We start from the raw sequence: 14,426 nt of genomic DNA, 5'->3' as shown, positions 1-14,426 counted from the left end.
TTTCGGGTCGTCAGTGCGTCGGGTGAGGTGGAGTCTTCGGATTTCGCGGACGACCGGCGATCGTTCCGCCTACCGTCTACGCGGCACGAGCCCGGTCTCGAAGGCGATGATCGCCAGGTGGACGCGGTCCCGAGCCTCGAGCTTCGCGAACAGGCGCGCCACATGGGTCTTCGCCGTCGCCGTGCTGATCACCAGCCGCTCGGCTATCTCCGTGTTCGACAGGCCCTGGCCGACCAGTGCCAGTACCTCGCGCTCCCGGTCGGTGATGTCCGCGAGGAGACCTGAGTCCGCGGCGGGCTCGGTGTCCGGTCGGGGGGCCGTGGGGACTCCGGCGAAGTCCGCGATCAGCCGCCGGGTCACGCTGGGTGCGATCAACGCGTCGCCGGCCGCCACCACGCGGATCGCGTCCAGGATCGCGTTCAGGGCCATGCTCTTGAGCAGGAATCCGCTGGCCCCGGCGCGCAGTGCGCCGTACACGTATTCGTCGTCGTCGAAGGTGGTCAGCACCAGGACCTTGGGCGGGTCCGGCTCGGCGGTCGCCTGCCGGGTTGCCTCGATCCCGTCCATGCCCGGCATGCGGATGTCCATCACCACCACGTCCGGCCGCAGCTCACGCACCAGACGCATCGCCTCGCGGCCGTCGGCGGCCTCGCCGACCACCTCCAGATCGTCGGTGTCGCCGAGCAGGATCGCGAGCCCGACCAGCATCAGCGGCTGGTCGTCGACCAGCAGCACCCGCACGCTCATGCCGGGAGCTTCGCTGCCACCCGGAAGCCGCCCTTCGGACGCCGGCCGGCGCTGAACTGGCCGGACAGCAACGTCACCCGCTCGCGCATGCCCAGCAGGCCGAAGCCGCGCTCGCCGGGCTGGGGACGGCCCGGCGCGCCGAGGCCGTCGTCGCCGTCGTCCACCACCTCGATCGTCACGCCCTCCGGCTCGTACCCGACCGCGACCCGGCACGTCCGCGCCCCGGAATGCCGCACCACGTTCGTCAGCGACTCCTGGATGATCCGGAACGCCGACAGCTCGATCTCCGGCGGCAGCGGACGCCGCTCGCCCTGCCAGCTCACGTCGACCCGCACCCCGGCGCCGGCCGTGTGTTCGGCGAGTTGCGGGACGTCGGCCAGGCTGCCGGCCGGCGCCAGCGGAGCGGCCGGCGGCATCGCGTCGTCCGGCTCGGCGCTGCGGAGCGCCCCGAGCATGCGCTGCAGCTCGAGCAGCGTCTGGCGGCCGGTGGTCTCGATGCCGGTCAGCGCCTGCCGCGCCTGCTGGGGCTTGGTTTCCACGACCCGCGCCGCCGCTCCCGACAGCACCGTGATGACCCCGATGCTGTGCGCGACGCTGTCGTGCAGTTCGCGGGCGATCCGCAGCCGCTCGGTGACGACGGCGCGGGCCGCGGTCTGCTCGTGCAGGGCGTCAAGGTATTGACGGCGCTTGCGATACACCCCTCCGAAAACCCACGCGACCGCGAACCACAACGCGTACTGCCCGGCCCACTGGGCCGTGTCGCCGAGGTTCTCCCCGGGGTAGACATCGATGTTGTCGACGAAGACGGCCGCGACGGCCGCCACGGAGCCGGCAGCGGCAGCCTTCGGCCGCCGGACGGCGAGGTGGCCGCCCAAGACGACGAGCACGACGAACACGGCCTCGGACCGCACGCCGAACAGGTAGCCGAGGACCGATTCGCCCAGGAGCGCCGCGAAGGCCGCCGCCGGCAGCCGGCGCATCAGCAGAACCGGGAGGGCGAGCACGACGCACAGACCCATCATCTGGATGGGCTCGAGGCCGGGAAACCGGAACAGGCTGCGGTGATCCGGAACCTGCGCGATCGACCAGCAAAGCGTCACAGCGTAGAAGCAGGCGGTGGCCAGCACCACGGCCTGTGACATCAGCCAGGTCATGCGCTTCGATGTCGAGAGACGCTGGAGAAGCTCTTCCATGCGGAGATCGTATTCAGCGACGCCGGCTCCGCGCGTCGTCCCGGGGATGTACACGCCGTACATCCCCGGGCCGACGGCCTGGGAACGGTGCCATCCGCCGGCCGACGCGACGGACGGCATTCTGTTCGTAGGTTCGTGACCATGACGAACGCACCCGGTATCCGAAGCCCGAGACGTCTCGGCAGGGCCTTCGCCACCGCGGGCCTGATCATGATCCCGTGGCTTCTCCATCTGTCGATGTCCTTGCCGCAGAAGGCGATGGATAGCCACTGGGCCCTGGGCTGGGTCGGTCTGGACAGTGGCGAGGCACTGGCCTTGTTCGCCACCGGCCGATTCCTGAAGCGGGCGGACAACCGCTGCACGCTGACCGCCACCGCGGCCGCCGCGCTTCTCCTGGCAGACGGCTGGTTCGACGTCACCGCGGCGGCACCCGGAAGCGAGGTGGCTCTCGCGATCATGATGGCCGTGTGCGTGGAAATTCCCCTCGCCATCGTGTGCACCGTCTTGGCCTTGCGGCTGACCCGCCACCCATTCCCGCAGTCCGAAACCACCGCGACCGGCCCGTTGACGGCCCAGTCGACCTGACGCTTCGCTCAAGAGCCGGCTTGGCCGGTGACGAGTCCCGGGAGCGAACCGCGGCGCTTCCGCAGCCGTCCTTACTATGTGGCGGTGCACCGGGGGCAGATGGCGTTGGCCGAGATGCTGGCAGGGCTGCGGAGCGGCCGCGGTCTCTCGCAGGAGCAGCTGGCGGAGCTGAGCGGGATCAGCGTCCGCGCGATCGGGGAGATCGAGCGGGGCGCCACCCGGCGTCCACAGCGCGAAACACTGCGTGCGCTCATCGGGGCGCTGGGCCTGACGCCGGAGGAGCAGGAGGCGTTCGCCCGGTCCGCCCGGACGGCGCCGCCGCCGGACACCCGGCGCAGGCGGACGGCGGCCCGCCCGGCGTTGCCCGCACCGGTCACCTCGATCGTCGGCCGGTCCGGCGATCTCGCCGCGGTGCTCCGGCTGGTCCAGGATCCGCCGGTGCGGCTGGTCACGATCACCGGCACCGGCGGGGTCGGCAAGACCCGCCTCGCCCTCGAGGCCGGCTGGCGGGCGGCGAGCCGGTTCGAATCCGTGCACGGCCTCGACCTGAGCGCCCTGCGGGACGCCGACGACGTCCCGCAGGCGCTCGCGGAGTCCCTGCGGACACCCGACCCGGCCACGCTGATCGGCGACGGGCGATGGCTGCTGGTGCTCGACAGCTTCGAGCACGTGGCCGCGGCGGCCACCACCGTGGCCGCGCTGCTGGCCGGGTGCCCGGGGCTGACCGTCCTGGCGACCAGCCGCTCGCCGTTGCGACTGCGGGGGGAACACCTCTGGCCACTGGCCCCGCTGTCCACTCCGGACAGTGACGACCCGGCAGCCCTGGCCGGCAACGCGGCCATCCGGCTGCTGGTCGAACGCACCGCCGCCGTCCGGCCCGGGTTCGCGCTCACCGGGGACAACGCGGTCGCGGTCGCGGCGCTGTGCCGCCGTCTCGACGGCCTGCCGCTCGCCCTGGAGCTGGCCGCCGCGCGGCTGCGCACCCAGGCACCGGCCCAGGTGCTCGCCCAGGTCCGCGACCTGCACGGTGACACGGTGGACCTGGCCGACCGGCACGTGAGCCTGCGCCGCACGGTCGAATGGAGCACGCGCGGGCTCACCGATCCCGACCGGCGGTTGTTCGGCCTGCTGGGCGCGTTCTCCGGCGGCGCCGACCCGGTCGACGTCGAGGCCGTGCTGGGCGCACCGCCGCTTTCGCTGGCGACGCTGGCCGCGCACAGCCTGGTCACCGTCACCGAACGGGCCGGCTGTCCCCGGATCGGCATGCTGGACACCATCCGCGAGGTCGTCGAGGACCAGCTCACCGGCGCAGGCGATCGCGACGCGCACGCCGGGCACTTCCTGCGCCTGGTCCGCGAGGGCGATCCCCGGCTGGGCGACGAGCAGGACAACGTGCGGGCCGCGATCCAGCAAGCCGTCGACGCCGCGCCGGCCCTGTTGTGCGGCGAAACCGTGCGCGCACTGACCAAGCACTACGTGGCCCGGGGCCGGTTCGCCGAGGGACGGCGGATGCTCACGGGAGCGGCCGGTGCCGCGCTCACCGAGCAGGCCCGGGCGTGGGCGTGGCACGGCGCCGCGGTCACCGCCAACGAAAGCGGTGACCCGGAGGCGGCGCTGGCTCTGGCCGCGTCCGCCGCCGAGGCGTTCGGCGCCGACCCGGACGGCCGGGCCGCGACGCTGACCCTGATCGGCAACGCCCACAAGTTCGCCGGCCGGTACGACGACGCCGCGGCCGCGTACACCGGCGTGCTGGACCAGGCGAGGACCACGGGCGACGCGCGCCGCGAGACGATCGCGCTGAACAACCTGGGCGCGCTGGCGCACGACCGCGGCTCGTTCGCCGAAGCGATCGAATATCACGCCGCCGCGCTGCGCCGCAAGCGCGAGCTGGGCGACCGGCGCGGCGTCGCGGTGGCTCAGCTCAACCTCGGCGCCGTGCGGAACGACACCGGCGACCACGCCGGTGCGGCCACCCTGCTGACCGAGTCCGCCGCCACGTTCGCCGCGCTCGGCGAACCGGGCTCGGAGGCGTTCGCGCTGGCCCTGCTGGCCCAATCGCAGGCAGGCCTGGCCCGCTGGGCCGACGCCACCACCACCGGCCGGCGGGCGCTTGAGCTGGCCCGGCGGGCCGAACACGCCCAGGCGACCGGGCTCGCGCTGCTCGCCCTCGGCGAGACGGCCGCCGCCGACGGCGACGCGGGAGGTGCCGCCCGGCTGTTCCGCGAAGCGCTGACGTTCCCCATCGGCCTGCCGGACCAGGCCCGCGTCCGCGCGCACCCGGCGATGGCCGCGGACCGCTGATCGGGAAACCGGCTGGTTCTGCCGGCTTTTCCGCCGGTTCCGCCTGGAGCCGGACGTGGGGTGATCCCTAGGGTTCGCGCATGCTTCAGCTACCTCGCGCGATCCGCGCCGCCGTGCTGGTTCCGCTCGCGACCGCCGCACTCGTGCTGACCGGTGCCGGGCCCGCGCATGCCGACCACACCATCTACCCGCCGGTGAGCGGCGATGTGCTGGCCTGGTGGACCAACGATGCCAGCTGGATCGGCGGCCTCAAGTGCCTGCAGGTCGACAAGGGACGTCTCGACGACTTCGCCCCGGTCGACCAGTTTTCGTGCCAGTACGGCAACAACCAGCGATGGCGGATGGGACAGGCCACCGACGACCCGGCCGTGTTCTGGCTGCAGAACGTGCGCACCGGCAAGTGCCTGGACGACTACGCCTACGGAATGAACCAGGGAAACCCCATCATCCAGTACACCTGCCTCGTCGGCACGAACCAGCAGTGGCGGATGCTCTGGGACAACTACTACGGCGTCGCGGAGTTCCAGAACGTGAACAGCGGCCTGTGCCTTTCGGTGGACGCCATCAACACCGACAACTACCGCCGGTTGGTGCAGAACCCCTGCTACGGCTTCATCAACGAACGGTTCCAGCCGGTCGAGCCGCCGCGGTGAATCGCCGTTTTTTTCCGCAGAGAAAGGCAATGATGAGAAGTCATCGAACCGGGCGCGGCACAGCCGGACTCGCCCTGTGCGCGGCGACCGTCGCGGCGCTGGTACCGGGGGGCGCCGCGGACGCCGCGACCGTGGCCGCCACCACGTTGATCAGCGTCGCCGTGGACGGCAAGCCGGGCGCCGGGGTGAGCGGGGAGCCGTCGGTGTCCGCCGACGGACGGTACGTGGCCTTCCGGTCCTCGGCCCGGAACCTCGTCGGCGGCGACACCAACGGAGTCGACGACGTGTTCGTGCGGGACCGGGTGGCCGGGGTGACCACCCGCGTCAGCGTCGACCGCAACGGTGCCGAGGGGAACGGCGCCAGCTGGGCACCGTCCATTTCGGCCGATGGCCGGTACGTCGCGTTCGTGTCGGACGCGACGAACCTGGTTCCGGGCGACACCAACGTGTTCCGGGACGTGTTCGTCCACGACCGGCTGATCGGGTGGACGAGCCGGGTCAGCGGCGGGTTGCTGGGCGCCCCGGGCAACGACGACAGTCTCCACCCGGCGATCTCGGCCGACGGGCGGTTCATCGCCTACGACTCGTTCGCCGGCAATCTCGTCGCCGGCGACACGAACCGCGTCCGGGACGTCTTCGAGTACGACCAGCAGCTGGACCGGACCGTCCGCGTCAGCGTCGATTCGAGCGGCACGGAGGTCAGGGGCGCGAGCCGGCTGCCGTCGATCTCGGCCGACGGCCGCTACGTCACGTTCGAATCCGACGCCACGACCCTGACCGGCTCCGACACGAACCAGGCGACCGACGTGTTCGTGCACGACAAGCTGACCGGGCTGACCGATCGGGTGAGCGTCAACGCCCACGGTGACCAAGGGCAAGGCGCCAGCACCTTCGCCACGATGTCGGCCGACGGGCGTTACATCGCCTACCAGTCGGCCGCGGGGAACCTGCTGCCGAATCCGGGGGACACCAACGGCAAGGTCGACAACTTCCTGCTCGACCGGCAGACCTCGACGGTCACCCGGCTGAACGTCCTTTCCACGGGCGGCCAGGACATCGACGGCACCACCCCGGACGTTCGCCCGTCGATCTCGGCCGACGGTCGTTTCACGGCGTTCGACTCCTTCGCGTGGAGACTCGTGCCGTTCGACCGCAACAGCGTGGGGGACGTGTTCGTCCGCGACCGCGACACGGCGACCACGACCCGGGCCAGCGTCGCCGGGAACGGCACGGAGGGCAACGGAAACTCCGCGACACCGTCGATCTCGGCCGACGGCAAGCACGTCGCGTTCCAGTCCGTCGCGACCAACTTCGCGACCGGCACCGACATGTGGACCCCCAACGTGTACCTGCGTGACCTCGGCTGAACTTTCGCCTGCCGGCTCAGCCGGCGACCAGAAGCGGCACCAGGGCGTCGGGGCGGTCCAGCGGGATGATGTGCCCGCAGTCCTCGATGAGGTGGGCGGTGAGGTCGTCGGTCACCGGGCGCAGCTGGCGGGCGAGGGTGCCGCCCACCGGGTGGGCGCCGATCGCCACGGTGGGCACGGTGAGCCGGCCCGCCGTGGTGGCGTCCGCGATCTGGGTCGCGCTTTCGGGCATGGCCCGGTAGTGGCCGAAGGCGCTGCGCAGGGCGTCGCGCCCGGTGTACGCGGCGACGAACTGGTCCCGGATCGCCGGTGGCACGCCGCGGCCGTGGGTGCCGGCGTCGAGGAACCAGTCGAGGTATCCGGCTTCGTGCCCGGCGAGAACCGTCTCGGCGAGGCCGGGGACGGCGTGGAACCCGAACCACCACGGCGGGCCGCCGGCGAGGAAGTCCTCGGCGCCGGGCAGGCGCCCGAGCAGGGACTCCATGAGGACGAGCCGGCGGACCCGCTCGCGCCGCCGCATGGCGAGCAGGAACGCGGGCGGGGTGCCCGCGTCGATGCCGACGACCGTCGCCGCCGGTTCGTCCAGCGCGTCGAGGAGCGCTTCGGCGTCGGTCGCCAGGGTGCCGGCGTCGTAGCCGCCGGCGGTGCGGGTGGTCGCGCCGAGACCGCGCAGGTCCGGGGCGATGACCCGGTGGTGCCGGGCCAGGTGCGGGATGACGGCGGTCCACAGCCGCCAGGTGTGCGGGAAGCCGTGCAGCAGCAGGAAAGCCGGTCCCTGCCCGGCGACGACCACGTTGATGTCGATGCCGTTCGCCGTCACCCGCTGCTCGCGCACGCTGTCTCCTGAAGGGGGGTTACCATTGGTTACCAGATGAGGCTAGGTAACCGGCGCCGCCGGGCCAAGACGGCACTTTCCCGACAGGTGGTGAGCTCCAGGTGACCCCCTCGCCGAAGGGCACGCGCGGTGACCTCTTCGACCCGGCCTGCCCGACTCGCAAGCTGCTGGACCGGATCGGCACGAAGTGGACGTCGATGGTGGTCAAGGTGCTGGCCGAGGCCGGCGCGGACGAGGTGCGGTTCGCCGAACTGCAACGCCGGATGCCCGGCGTTTCGCAGAAGATGCTGTCGGTGACCCTGCAGAGCCTCACCCGCGACGGCCTGGTCGAGCGCCGGGTGGAGCCGGCGGTTCCGCCGAAGGTGCACTACCGCCTCACCGGCCTGGGCCACTCCCTCGAAGTGCCGCTCGCCGCCCTGCGCACCTGGGCGGAGGAGAACATGCCGGCGATCGACCGGGCCAACGCCGCAGGACGTGACTGACGCCGGCGGTAAGCCACCGCGGGGTCACTGCACTTCGTTCAGCTTTCCGGTGGCGACGTCGAACACGAAGCCCCGCACGGAGTCCTTCTTCGGGATGAACGGGCTGTTCCTGATCCGGGCGATCGACTGGCGGACGTCTTCGTCGAGATCGGTGAACGCCTCGGCGGCCCAGGCGGGTTTGACCCCGACGTCCTCCTGGATGGACTTCTTGAAGTCGTCGTCGGTGAAGGTGAGCATGCCGCAGTCGGTGTGGTGGATGAGGATGATCTCCTCGGTGCCGAGCAGCCGCTGGCTGATGGCGAGGGAGCGGATCTCGTCCTCGGTGACGACGCCGCCGGCGTTGCGGATGACGTGGGCCTCGCCCTCCTGCAGGCCGAGGACGCCGTAGACGTTGATGCGGGCGTCCATGCAGGCGAGCACGGCGACGTGCTTGGCGGGCGGCAGCGGCAGCGGCCCGGTGAAGTTCGCGGCGTATTCGGCGTTGTTGGCCAGGAGTTCGTCGGTGACCGACATGGTGGTCCCTTCCACGTAGCGGGGTGGGCCGAGTGGACCCCTCCGCACGCCGGGTCCGCAACCGCGCCCACGAGCTGGAAGAGCGTTCCACGAAACGGACGTCGCCAGGGACTATCATTCCACCTGATGAGACGGTGGATCGATCACCGTCCGGACTGCCTAAGGTCCTGATCGTCACTCGATCGGCTGAATCTTGAAGGTGCTGTGATCAACCCTCCGCCGACACCCGCCGGTGTCCCGGCCCTCGCGGCACGTTCCCTGCCGGCCGCGGTGTGGCGTGCCGTCCGTTCCGGGTGGTGGACGTCCGTCTGCGCGCTCCTGATCGTCGTCATCGTGCTGCTCGCCGCCGGGGCCGACCTCTTCGTCCTGCTCGAAGGGCAGAGCCTGACCCCGGACATCGCCACGCTCGGCCCGACCGGGCTGCCCGCCGGGTCGCTGGGCGGGGTGAGCGGGTCCCACTGGTTCGGTGTCGAGCCGCTGACCGGTGTCGACCTCTTCGCGCTCGTCGCCCAGGGCGCGCGGACGTCTCTGCTCGTCGGCCTCGGTGCGACGGTGCTGGGCACCGCGCTCGGGGTCGTGATCGGGGTCAGCGCCGGCTACCTCGGCGGCTGGTGGGACCGCCTGGTGATCTGGACGGCCGACGTCATCCTCAGCTTCCCGTACCTGATCTTCATGATCGCGCTCGGCGCGGTCCTGCCGGTCGACTTCCCGCGGCAGGTCACGCTGGTCGTCGTCCTCGGGCTCTTCGGGTGGCCGCGGGTGGCCCGGATCGTCCGCGCGCAGACGCTGACCCTGTCCCAACGCGACTTCGTCGCCGCGGCCAAGGTCGTCGGCGGCGGGCCGTGGCACGTCTTCACCAAGGAACTGCTGCCCAACCTGTGGGCGCCGGTCATCGTCGTCGCCAGCCTGGCCATCCCGTCGATGATCGGCAGCGAAGCCGCGCTGTCGTTCCTCGGCGTCGGCGTCCTGCCCCCGACACCCAGCTGGGGTCGCACGATCAGCACCGCCATCGACTTCTTCGAGACCGACCCGATGTACCTGGTCTTCCCGGGGCTCCTGCTGTTCCTGATCACCCTCGCGTTCAACGTCGTCGGCGACGCGATCCGCGACACCCTCGACCCGCGGTCCGGCGGTGCGGCCTGATGCGCACCCTCCGCTTCGTCGCCACCCGGTTCGCCGGGATGCTGCTGGTCCTGTTCGTCGTCGCCTTCGTGACGTTCGTGGTGTTCTACGTCCTGCCCGCCGACCCGGCCCGGCTGGCCTGCGGCCGCCCGTGCTCGCCGGAAGGACTGCGGCTCGCGCGGGAGTTCATGGGCTACGACGTCCCGTGGTACCGGCAGTTCTCGGACTTCCTCGGCGGGATCGTCGGCGGCCGCACGTTCGGCACCGGCGCCGCGGCGATCCACTGCACGGCGCCGTGTTTCGGCTGGGACTTCCAGAACAACGTCGACGTGCTCCGCGAGATCGGCGGCCGGATCGAGGTCAGCTTCTCGGTCGCACTGGGCGCGGCCGTGCTCTGGATCGTCCTCGGCGTCGGCCTCGGCGTGCTTTCCGCGCTGCGGCGCGGAACCGCCGTCGACCGGATCACGATGGCCACCGCGATGGCCGGCGTGTCGATGCCCGCGTACCTGGCCGGGATGGTCGGCATCACGATCTTCGCGTTCGCGCTCGACGTCGTCCCGAAGTCCGGGTACGTGCCGCTGACCGAAGATCCGGCGCAGTGGGCGTGGCACCTCGTGCTGCCGTGGTTCGTGCTGGCGTTCCTGCACGCCGCGATCTACGCGCGGCTCACCCGCGGCCAGATGCTCGAAACCCTCGGCGAGGACTACATCCGCACCGCGCGGGCCAAGGGCCTCACCGAGCGGAAGGTCGTGGGCCGGCACGCGCTGCGCAACGTCCTGCTGCCGATCATCACGGTCTTCGGCGTCGATCTCGGCGGGCTGCTGGCCGGGACGGTGATCACCGAGCGGATCTTCGGCATGGCCGGCGTCGGGCGGTTGCTCGTGGACGCGATCGCGTCGCTCAACCTGCCGGTGCTGCTGGGCGTGACGCTGTTTTCGGCCCTGCTCGTCACGGTTCTGAACTTCCTGGTCGATCTCTGCTACGGCGCGCTCGATCCGCGGGCGCGCCTCGTCTGAAGGGGACACGATGAAACGGGGACACAAACTCGCCGTGGGGTTGGTGGCCGCCGTCACGCTGCTGACGGCGTGCGGGGCCAACGACACGCCGGCCGGCCAGGGCGGCGCCGTCAAGCCGGGCGGGAACCTCGTCCTGCTCAACGACGCGCCGTCGATCACCTGGGACCCGGCGAAGAGCTCGAACCTCGTCGTCACGACGCTCGGGCTGATCCACCGGCGGCTGACGTCGTGGGACGTCGCGCCGGGCAAGGACACCACGATCGTGCCCGACCTCGCCACCGACACCGGACGGCCGAGCGACGGCGGTCAGACGTGGACGTTCACCCTCAAGGACGGCCTGAAGTACGCCGACGGGACGCCGATCAAGAGCGAGGACGTCAAGTGGGGCCTGGAACGCTCGTTCGCGCCCGCGTTCTCCGGCGGCCTGGCCTACCACAAGGACCTGCTGTCGCCGGGCCTGGCGTACAAGGGCCCGTTCGAGGGCCAGGAACTCGACTCCATCCGGACGCCGGACGCGAAGACGATCGTCTTCCACCTCGCCCGCGCCTACGGTGACTTCAACTGGGTCGCGAGCACGCCGGCGTTCTCGCCGGTGCCGAAGGGCAAGGGCGCCGAGGCGAACTACGGTGACCACCCGGTCGCGTCGGGCCCGTACCAGCTGGCGAGCTACGAGCGCGGCAAGTCGGCGAAGCTCACGCGCAACCCGAACTGGAGCCGTGACGAGGACAAGACGCGCCTGGCCAACCCGGACACCATCGAGTTCCAGCTCGGGCAGGACACCAGCGTGATCTCCAAGCGCCTGGTGGACGACACCGGCACCGACCGCACCGCCTTCGGCATGACGTTCGCCTCGCCCGCCCAGCTGGCCCAGATCCAGGGCAACGCTTCGGCGAAGTCGCGGCTCGTGACGTCGGAATCCGGGGCGCTGGCCTACCTTTCGCTGAACACGCAGCGCGGGAACCTGACGAACCCCAAGGTGCGCCAGGCTTTCCAGTACGCCGTGGACAAGGCCGCGTACCAGGTCGCGAGCGCGGGCAGCGCCCAGCTGGCCGGCGACGTCGCCACCACCCTGATCACGCCCGGCCTGCAGGGCCGCGAGCAGTACGACCTGTACCCGGCGCCGCCGTCCGGCGACCCGGCGAAGGCCAAGCAGCTGCTGGCCGAGGCGGGCTTCCCGAACGGCCTCGACGGCCTGGTCATGGCCACCCACAACGAGCGGGGCTTCCCGGAGAAGGCGGCGGCGATCCAGGCCTCGCTGGCGCGGGCGAACATCAAGGTGACGATCAAGCCCCTCGACGACGACACCTACACGTCCGAAGTGGACACCAAGGGCCTGTCGGACTTCGACCTGACGCTGACCTCGTGGCAGCCGGACATCCCGTCGGCCAACGCGAACATCCAGCCGCTGTTCCAGTCGACCGAGATCGGCAACGGCGGGTACAACGAGTCCCGCTACAGCAACCCCGAGGTCGACAAGCTGATCGGCGAGGCACAGGCCACCGTGGACCCGGCCGAGGCGGGCAAGAAGTGGGCGGCGCTGGACAAGAAGATCCTCGCCGACTCGCCCGTGGTGCCGCTGATCTACACCCGCAACTCGTTCCTGCACGGGTCGAAGGTCGGTGACGTGCAGATCGGGCGGTTCCCGGCCTACGTCGACTACCGCAAGTTCGGGATCGTCCAGTGAGCGGAGCCGGGCTCCTGCGGCTGCACGACGTCGCGGTCTCGTTCGGGGACGTCGAGGCCGTCCGCGGGGTCGGCTACGAGGTCGACGTGGGCGAGGTCGTCGCGGTGGTCGGGGAGTCCGGCTCCGGCAAGACGGTCACCGCGATGTCCCTGCTCGGCCTGCTCCCGCCCACGGCCCGTGTGACGGGCCGCGCGGAGCTGGCCGGGCGGGACCTCTACGCGATGACCCCGGCCGAGCTGCGGGCGGTCCGCGGCGGCGAGGTCGGCATGGTGTTCCAGGAGCCGATGAGCGCGCTGAACCCGGTGTTCACCATCGGGGACCAGCTCGTCGAGGTCATCCGGACGCACCAGCCGCTCCCGGCCACCGACGCCCGGGACCGGGCGATCGAGCTGCTCACCCTGGTCGGGCTGCCGGAGCCGCGCGAGCGGTTCCGGTCCTACCCGCACGAGCTGTCCGGCGGGCAGCTGCAGCGGGTCGTCATCGCGATGGCGGTGGCGAACGAGCCGAAGCTGCTGATCGCCGACGAGCCGACCACGGCGCTGGACGTCACCGTGCAGGCGGAGATCCTCGAGCTGCTGCGGGACCTCCGCGCGCGACTGGGGACGGCGATCCTGCTGATCACGCACGACATGGGCGTGGTCGCCGACCTCGCCGACCGGGTCGTGGTGCTGCACGACGGCCGGGTCGTCGAGCAGGGCGACGCCGGGCAGATCTTCACCGCCCCGGCCGAGGAGTACACGCGGCAGCTGCTCGGCTCGGTGGTCTCGCTCAGCAGCGCGGCGACGTCCGGCCTCGAACGCGCGCCGGCCGCCGGCATCGAGGTCGGCCCGGCCCACGTCGCCGCGGCCGGGCACCCCGCCGTGGCGTCGGTTCCGGACGTTCCCGCCCGGGCGCCGTTGCTGCGCGTGGAGAACCTGGCGGTGACCTACCGCGGCCGGTTCCGCGCGGTCAGCGTGCGGGCTGCCGAAGGGGTGAACCTGCACGTGGAGCCGGGCGAGGTGCTCGGCCTGGTCGGGGAGTCGGGATCGGGGAAGAGCACGGTCGCGCGTGCGGTCACCGGGCTGCTCGCGCCGACCGCGGGGGCGGTCCGCATCGGGGACGCGGACATCACCCGGGTGCGCGGCCGGGCGGCGAAGGCGCTGCGGCGCCGGATCGGCGTGGTGTTCCAGGACCCGCTGTCCTCCTTGAACCCGCGCACCACGGTCGGGGAGAGCGTCGCGACCCCGCTGCGGCTGCACCGCGCGGCTCACGGGTCCGAAATGGACGGCCGGGTCGCGGAACTGCTCGACGCCGTCCAGCTCTCGCCGTCGCTGGCTTCGCGGTACCCGCACGAGCTGTCGGGTGGCCAGCGCCAGCGCGTGTGCATCGCGCGGGCGCTGGCGCTGCGGCCGGACCTGCTGGTGGCCGACGAGCCGACCAGCGCGCTCGACGTCACCATCCAGGCCCGGATCCTGGACCTGCTGCGCGAGCTGCAGCACGAATTCGGGTTCGCGTGCTTGTTCATCAGCCACGACCTCGCGGTGATCGAGCAGCTGGCCGACCGGGTGGCGGTGATGCACCGCGGCCACGTCGTCGAGCAGGGACCGGCGAAGGAGGTGCTCACCGCACCCGCACACCCCTACACGCGGCGGCTGCTGTCGGCGGCGCCGGTCGCCGACCCGGAGGCCCAGCGGCGGCGCCGCGAAGCCTGGCGGCAGCTGCGCTGAGCCAGGCCGGGGTGCTCGCGCGGGGTCGTGCCTTCGTGCTCGGCGCGGTGGACGCCGCGGTCCCGCAGCTCGGGAAACCAGCCCGTGCGGAGCCGAACATGACCGACTCGATCGTCTACAACGGCGACGCCAACCTGGTACACCTGAGCTGAGTTCCGGGCCGGGTACACCGGCGGGCGCCGCGCCGCTTGATGAGCACGGGCCGTCAGGTCGGGGCAGAAT

14 protein-coding genes are annotated in these 14,426 nt (G+C 71.6%); 10 read left to right on the top strand and 4 right to left on the bottom strand.

Translation table 11 applies throughout. The features are described from left to right. Positions 1 to 69: 69 nt before the first annotated feature. Together AB0M30_RS13180 and AB0M30_RS13175 are read right to left on the bottom strand one after the other, a co-directional pair. Positions 70 to 747: a response regulator transcription factor gene (locus AB0M30_RS13180; protein WP_364583581.1), complete on the bottom strand. Its 678-nt coding sequence runs from the start codon at positions 745 to 747 to the stop codon at positions 70 to 72. After that, positions 744 to 1,940, bottom strand: a complete 1,197-nt coding sequence (locus AB0M30_RS13175) for a sensor histidine kinase (protein ID WP_364583579.1) — start codon at positions 1,938 to 1,940, stop codon at positions 744 to 746. The genes AB0M30_RS13180 and AB0M30_RS13175 overlap by 4 nt, the downstream gene beginning before the upstream one ends. 141 nt (positions 1,941 to 2,081) lie before the next feature. On the opposite strand from AB0M30_RS13175, the gene AB0M30_RS13170 reads away from it, so the two are divergent. From AB0M30_RS13170 to AB0M30_RS13155, 4 genes are all read left to right on the top strand, one after another. Continuing rightward, positions 2,082 to 2,525 carry a hypothetical protein gene (locus AB0M30_RS13170; protein WP_364583576.1) on the top strand — a complete coding sequence of 148 codons (444 nt, stop codon included), beginning with the start codon at positions 2,082 to 2,084 and terminating at the stop codon, positions 2,523 to 2,525. Between the two features lie 84 nt (positions 2,526 to 2,609). Continuing rightward, positions 2,610 to 4,826 (top strand): tetratricopeptide repeat protein, encoded by a 2,217-nt coding sequence (locus AB0M30_RS13165; RefSeq protein WP_364583573.1) that lies wholly within the window; start codon positions 2,610 to 2,612, stop codon positions 4,824 to 4,826. Positions 4,827 to 4,906: 80 nt separating this feature from the next. Then, positions 4,907 to 5,479 carry an RICIN domain-containing protein gene (locus tag AB0M30_RS13160; protein WP_364583571.1) on the top strand — a complete coding sequence of 191 codons (573 nt, stop codon included), beginning with the start codon at positions 4,907 to 4,909 and terminating at the stop codon, positions 5,477 to 5,479. Positions 5,480 to 5,511: 32 nt separating this feature from the next. Beyond that, positions 5,512 to 6,846: a hypothetical protein gene (locus AB0M30_RS13155; protein WP_364583568.1), complete on the top strand. Its 1,335-nt coding sequence runs from the start codon at positions 5,512 to 5,514 to the stop codon at positions 6,844 to 6,846. A gap of 16 nt (positions 6,847 to 6,862) precedes the next feature. On the opposite strand, the gene AB0M30_RS13150 is transcribed toward AB0M30_RS13155, so the two are convergent. Then, a complete protein-coding gene (locus tag AB0M30_RS13150; protein WP_364583565.1) occupies positions 6,863 to 7,681 on the bottom strand; it encodes an alpha/beta fold hydrolase in 819 nt (272 codons plus the stop codon). A gap of 101 nt (positions 7,682 to 7,782) precedes the next feature. On the opposite strand from AB0M30_RS13150, the gene AB0M30_RS13145 reads away from it, so the two are divergent. After that, positions 7,783 to 8,163, top strand: coding sequence for a helix-turn-helix domain-containing protein (locus AB0M30_RS13145; protein WP_360167455.1), 381 nt, complete (start codon positions 7,783 to 7,785; stop codon positions 8,161 to 8,163). 24 nt (positions 8,164 to 8,187) lie between these two features. On the opposite strand, the gene AB0M30_RS13140 is transcribed toward AB0M30_RS13145, so the two are convergent. Further along, the gene (locus tag AB0M30_RS13140) at positions 8,188 to 8,676 is read right to left on the bottom strand and encodes a carbonic anhydrase (RefSeq protein WP_364583563.1); all 489 of its coding nucleotides are present in this window, start codon (positions 8,674 to 8,676) and stop codon (positions 8,188 to 8,190) included. A gap of 204 nt (positions 8,677 to 8,880) precedes the next feature. Here AB0M30_RS13140 and AB0M30_RS13135 point away from each other — a divergent pair, with 204 nt between their 5' ends. The 5 genes from AB0M30_RS13135 to AB0M30_RS13115 are packed head-to-tail and all read left to right on the top strand — an operon-like array spanning position 8,881 to position 14,356. Beyond that, positions 8,881 to 9,819: an ABC transporter permease gene (locus AB0M30_RS13135; protein WP_364583561.1), complete on the top strand. Its 939-nt coding sequence runs from the start codon at positions 8,881 to 8,883 to the stop codon at positions 9,817 to 9,819. Then, positions 9,819 to 10,814: an ABC transporter permease gene (locus AB0M30_RS13130; protein ID WP_364583559.1), complete on the top strand. Its 996-nt coding sequence runs from the start codon at positions 9,819 to 9,821 to the stop codon at positions 10,812 to 10,814. The genes AB0M30_RS13135 and AB0M30_RS13130 overlap by 1 nt, the downstream gene beginning before the upstream one ends. 10 nt (positions 10,815 to 10,824) lie before the next feature. Further along, positions 10,825 to 12,498 carry an ABC transporter substrate-binding protein gene (locus AB0M30_RS13125; RefSeq protein WP_364583556.1) on the top strand — a complete coding sequence of 558 codons (1,674 nt, stop codon included), beginning with the start codon at positions 10,825 to 10,827 and terminating at the stop codon, positions 12,496 to 12,498. Continuing rightward, the gene (locus AB0M30_RS13120; RefSeq protein ID WP_364583554.1) at positions 12,495 to 14,204 is read left to right on the top strand and encodes an ABC transporter ATP-binding protein; all 1,710 of its coding nucleotides are present in this window, start codon (positions 12,495 to 12,497) and stop codon (positions 14,202 to 14,204) included. Before AB0M30_RS13125 ends, AB0M30_RS13120 begins: the two co-directional genes overlap by 4 nt. A gap of 11 nt (positions 14,205 to 14,215) precedes the next feature. Then, positions 14,216 to 14,356, top strand: coding sequence for a hypothetical protein (locus AB0M30_RS13115; RefSeq protein ID WP_364583552.1), 141 nt, complete (start codon positions 14,216 to 14,218; stop codon positions 14,354 to 14,356). Positions 14,357 to 14,426 lie beyond the last annotated feature (70 nt).

Origin of the sequence: Amycolatopsis sp. NPDC051716, from assembly GCF_040681595.1 — a bacterium.
GTDB lineage: Bacteria > Actinomycetota > Actinomycetes > Mycobacteriales > Pseudonocardiaceae > Amycolatopsis.
The sequence above is the reverse complement of the archived record's forward strand: the minus strand, read 5'-3'. Positions and strand labels throughout refer to the sequence as shown.

What these genes read in the sequence shown, in the direction of transcription:
- AB0M30_RS13155 (WP_364583568.1), top strand. Translation starts at nt 5,512, where the DNA reads ATGAGAAGTCATCGAACCGGGCGCGGCACAGCCGGACTCGCCCTGTGC.
- AB0M30_RS13180 (WP_364583581.1), bottom strand. Translation starts at nt 747, where the DNA reads ATGAGCGTGCGGGTGCTGCTGGTCGACGACCAGCCGCTGATGCTGGTC.
- AB0M30_RS13140 (WP_364583563.1), bottom strand. Translation starts at nt 8,676, where the DNA reads ATGTCGGTCACCGACGAACTCCTGGCCAACAACGCCGAATACGCCGCG.
- AB0M30_RS13170 (WP_364583576.1), top strand. Translation starts at nt 2,082, where the DNA reads ATGACGAACGCACCCGGTATCCGAAGCCCGAGACGTCTCGGCAGGGCC.
- AB0M30_RS13130 (WP_364583559.1), top strand. Translation starts at nt 9,819, where the DNA reads ATGCGCACCCTCCGCTTCGTCGCCACCCGGTTCGCCGGGATGCTGCTG.
- AB0M30_RS13175 (WP_364583579.1), bottom strand. Translation starts at nt 1,940, where the DNA reads ATGGAAGAGCTTCTCCAGCGTCTCTCGACATCGAAGCGCATGACCTGG.
- AB0M30_RS13125 (WP_364583556.1), top strand. Translation starts at nt 10,825, where the DNA reads ATGAAACGGGGACACAAACTCGCCGTGGGGTTGGTGGCCGCCGTCACG.
- AB0M30_RS13160 (WP_364583571.1), top strand. Translation starts at nt 4,907, where the DNA reads ATGCTTCAGCTACCTCGCGCGATCCGCGCCGCCGTGCTGGTTCCGCTC.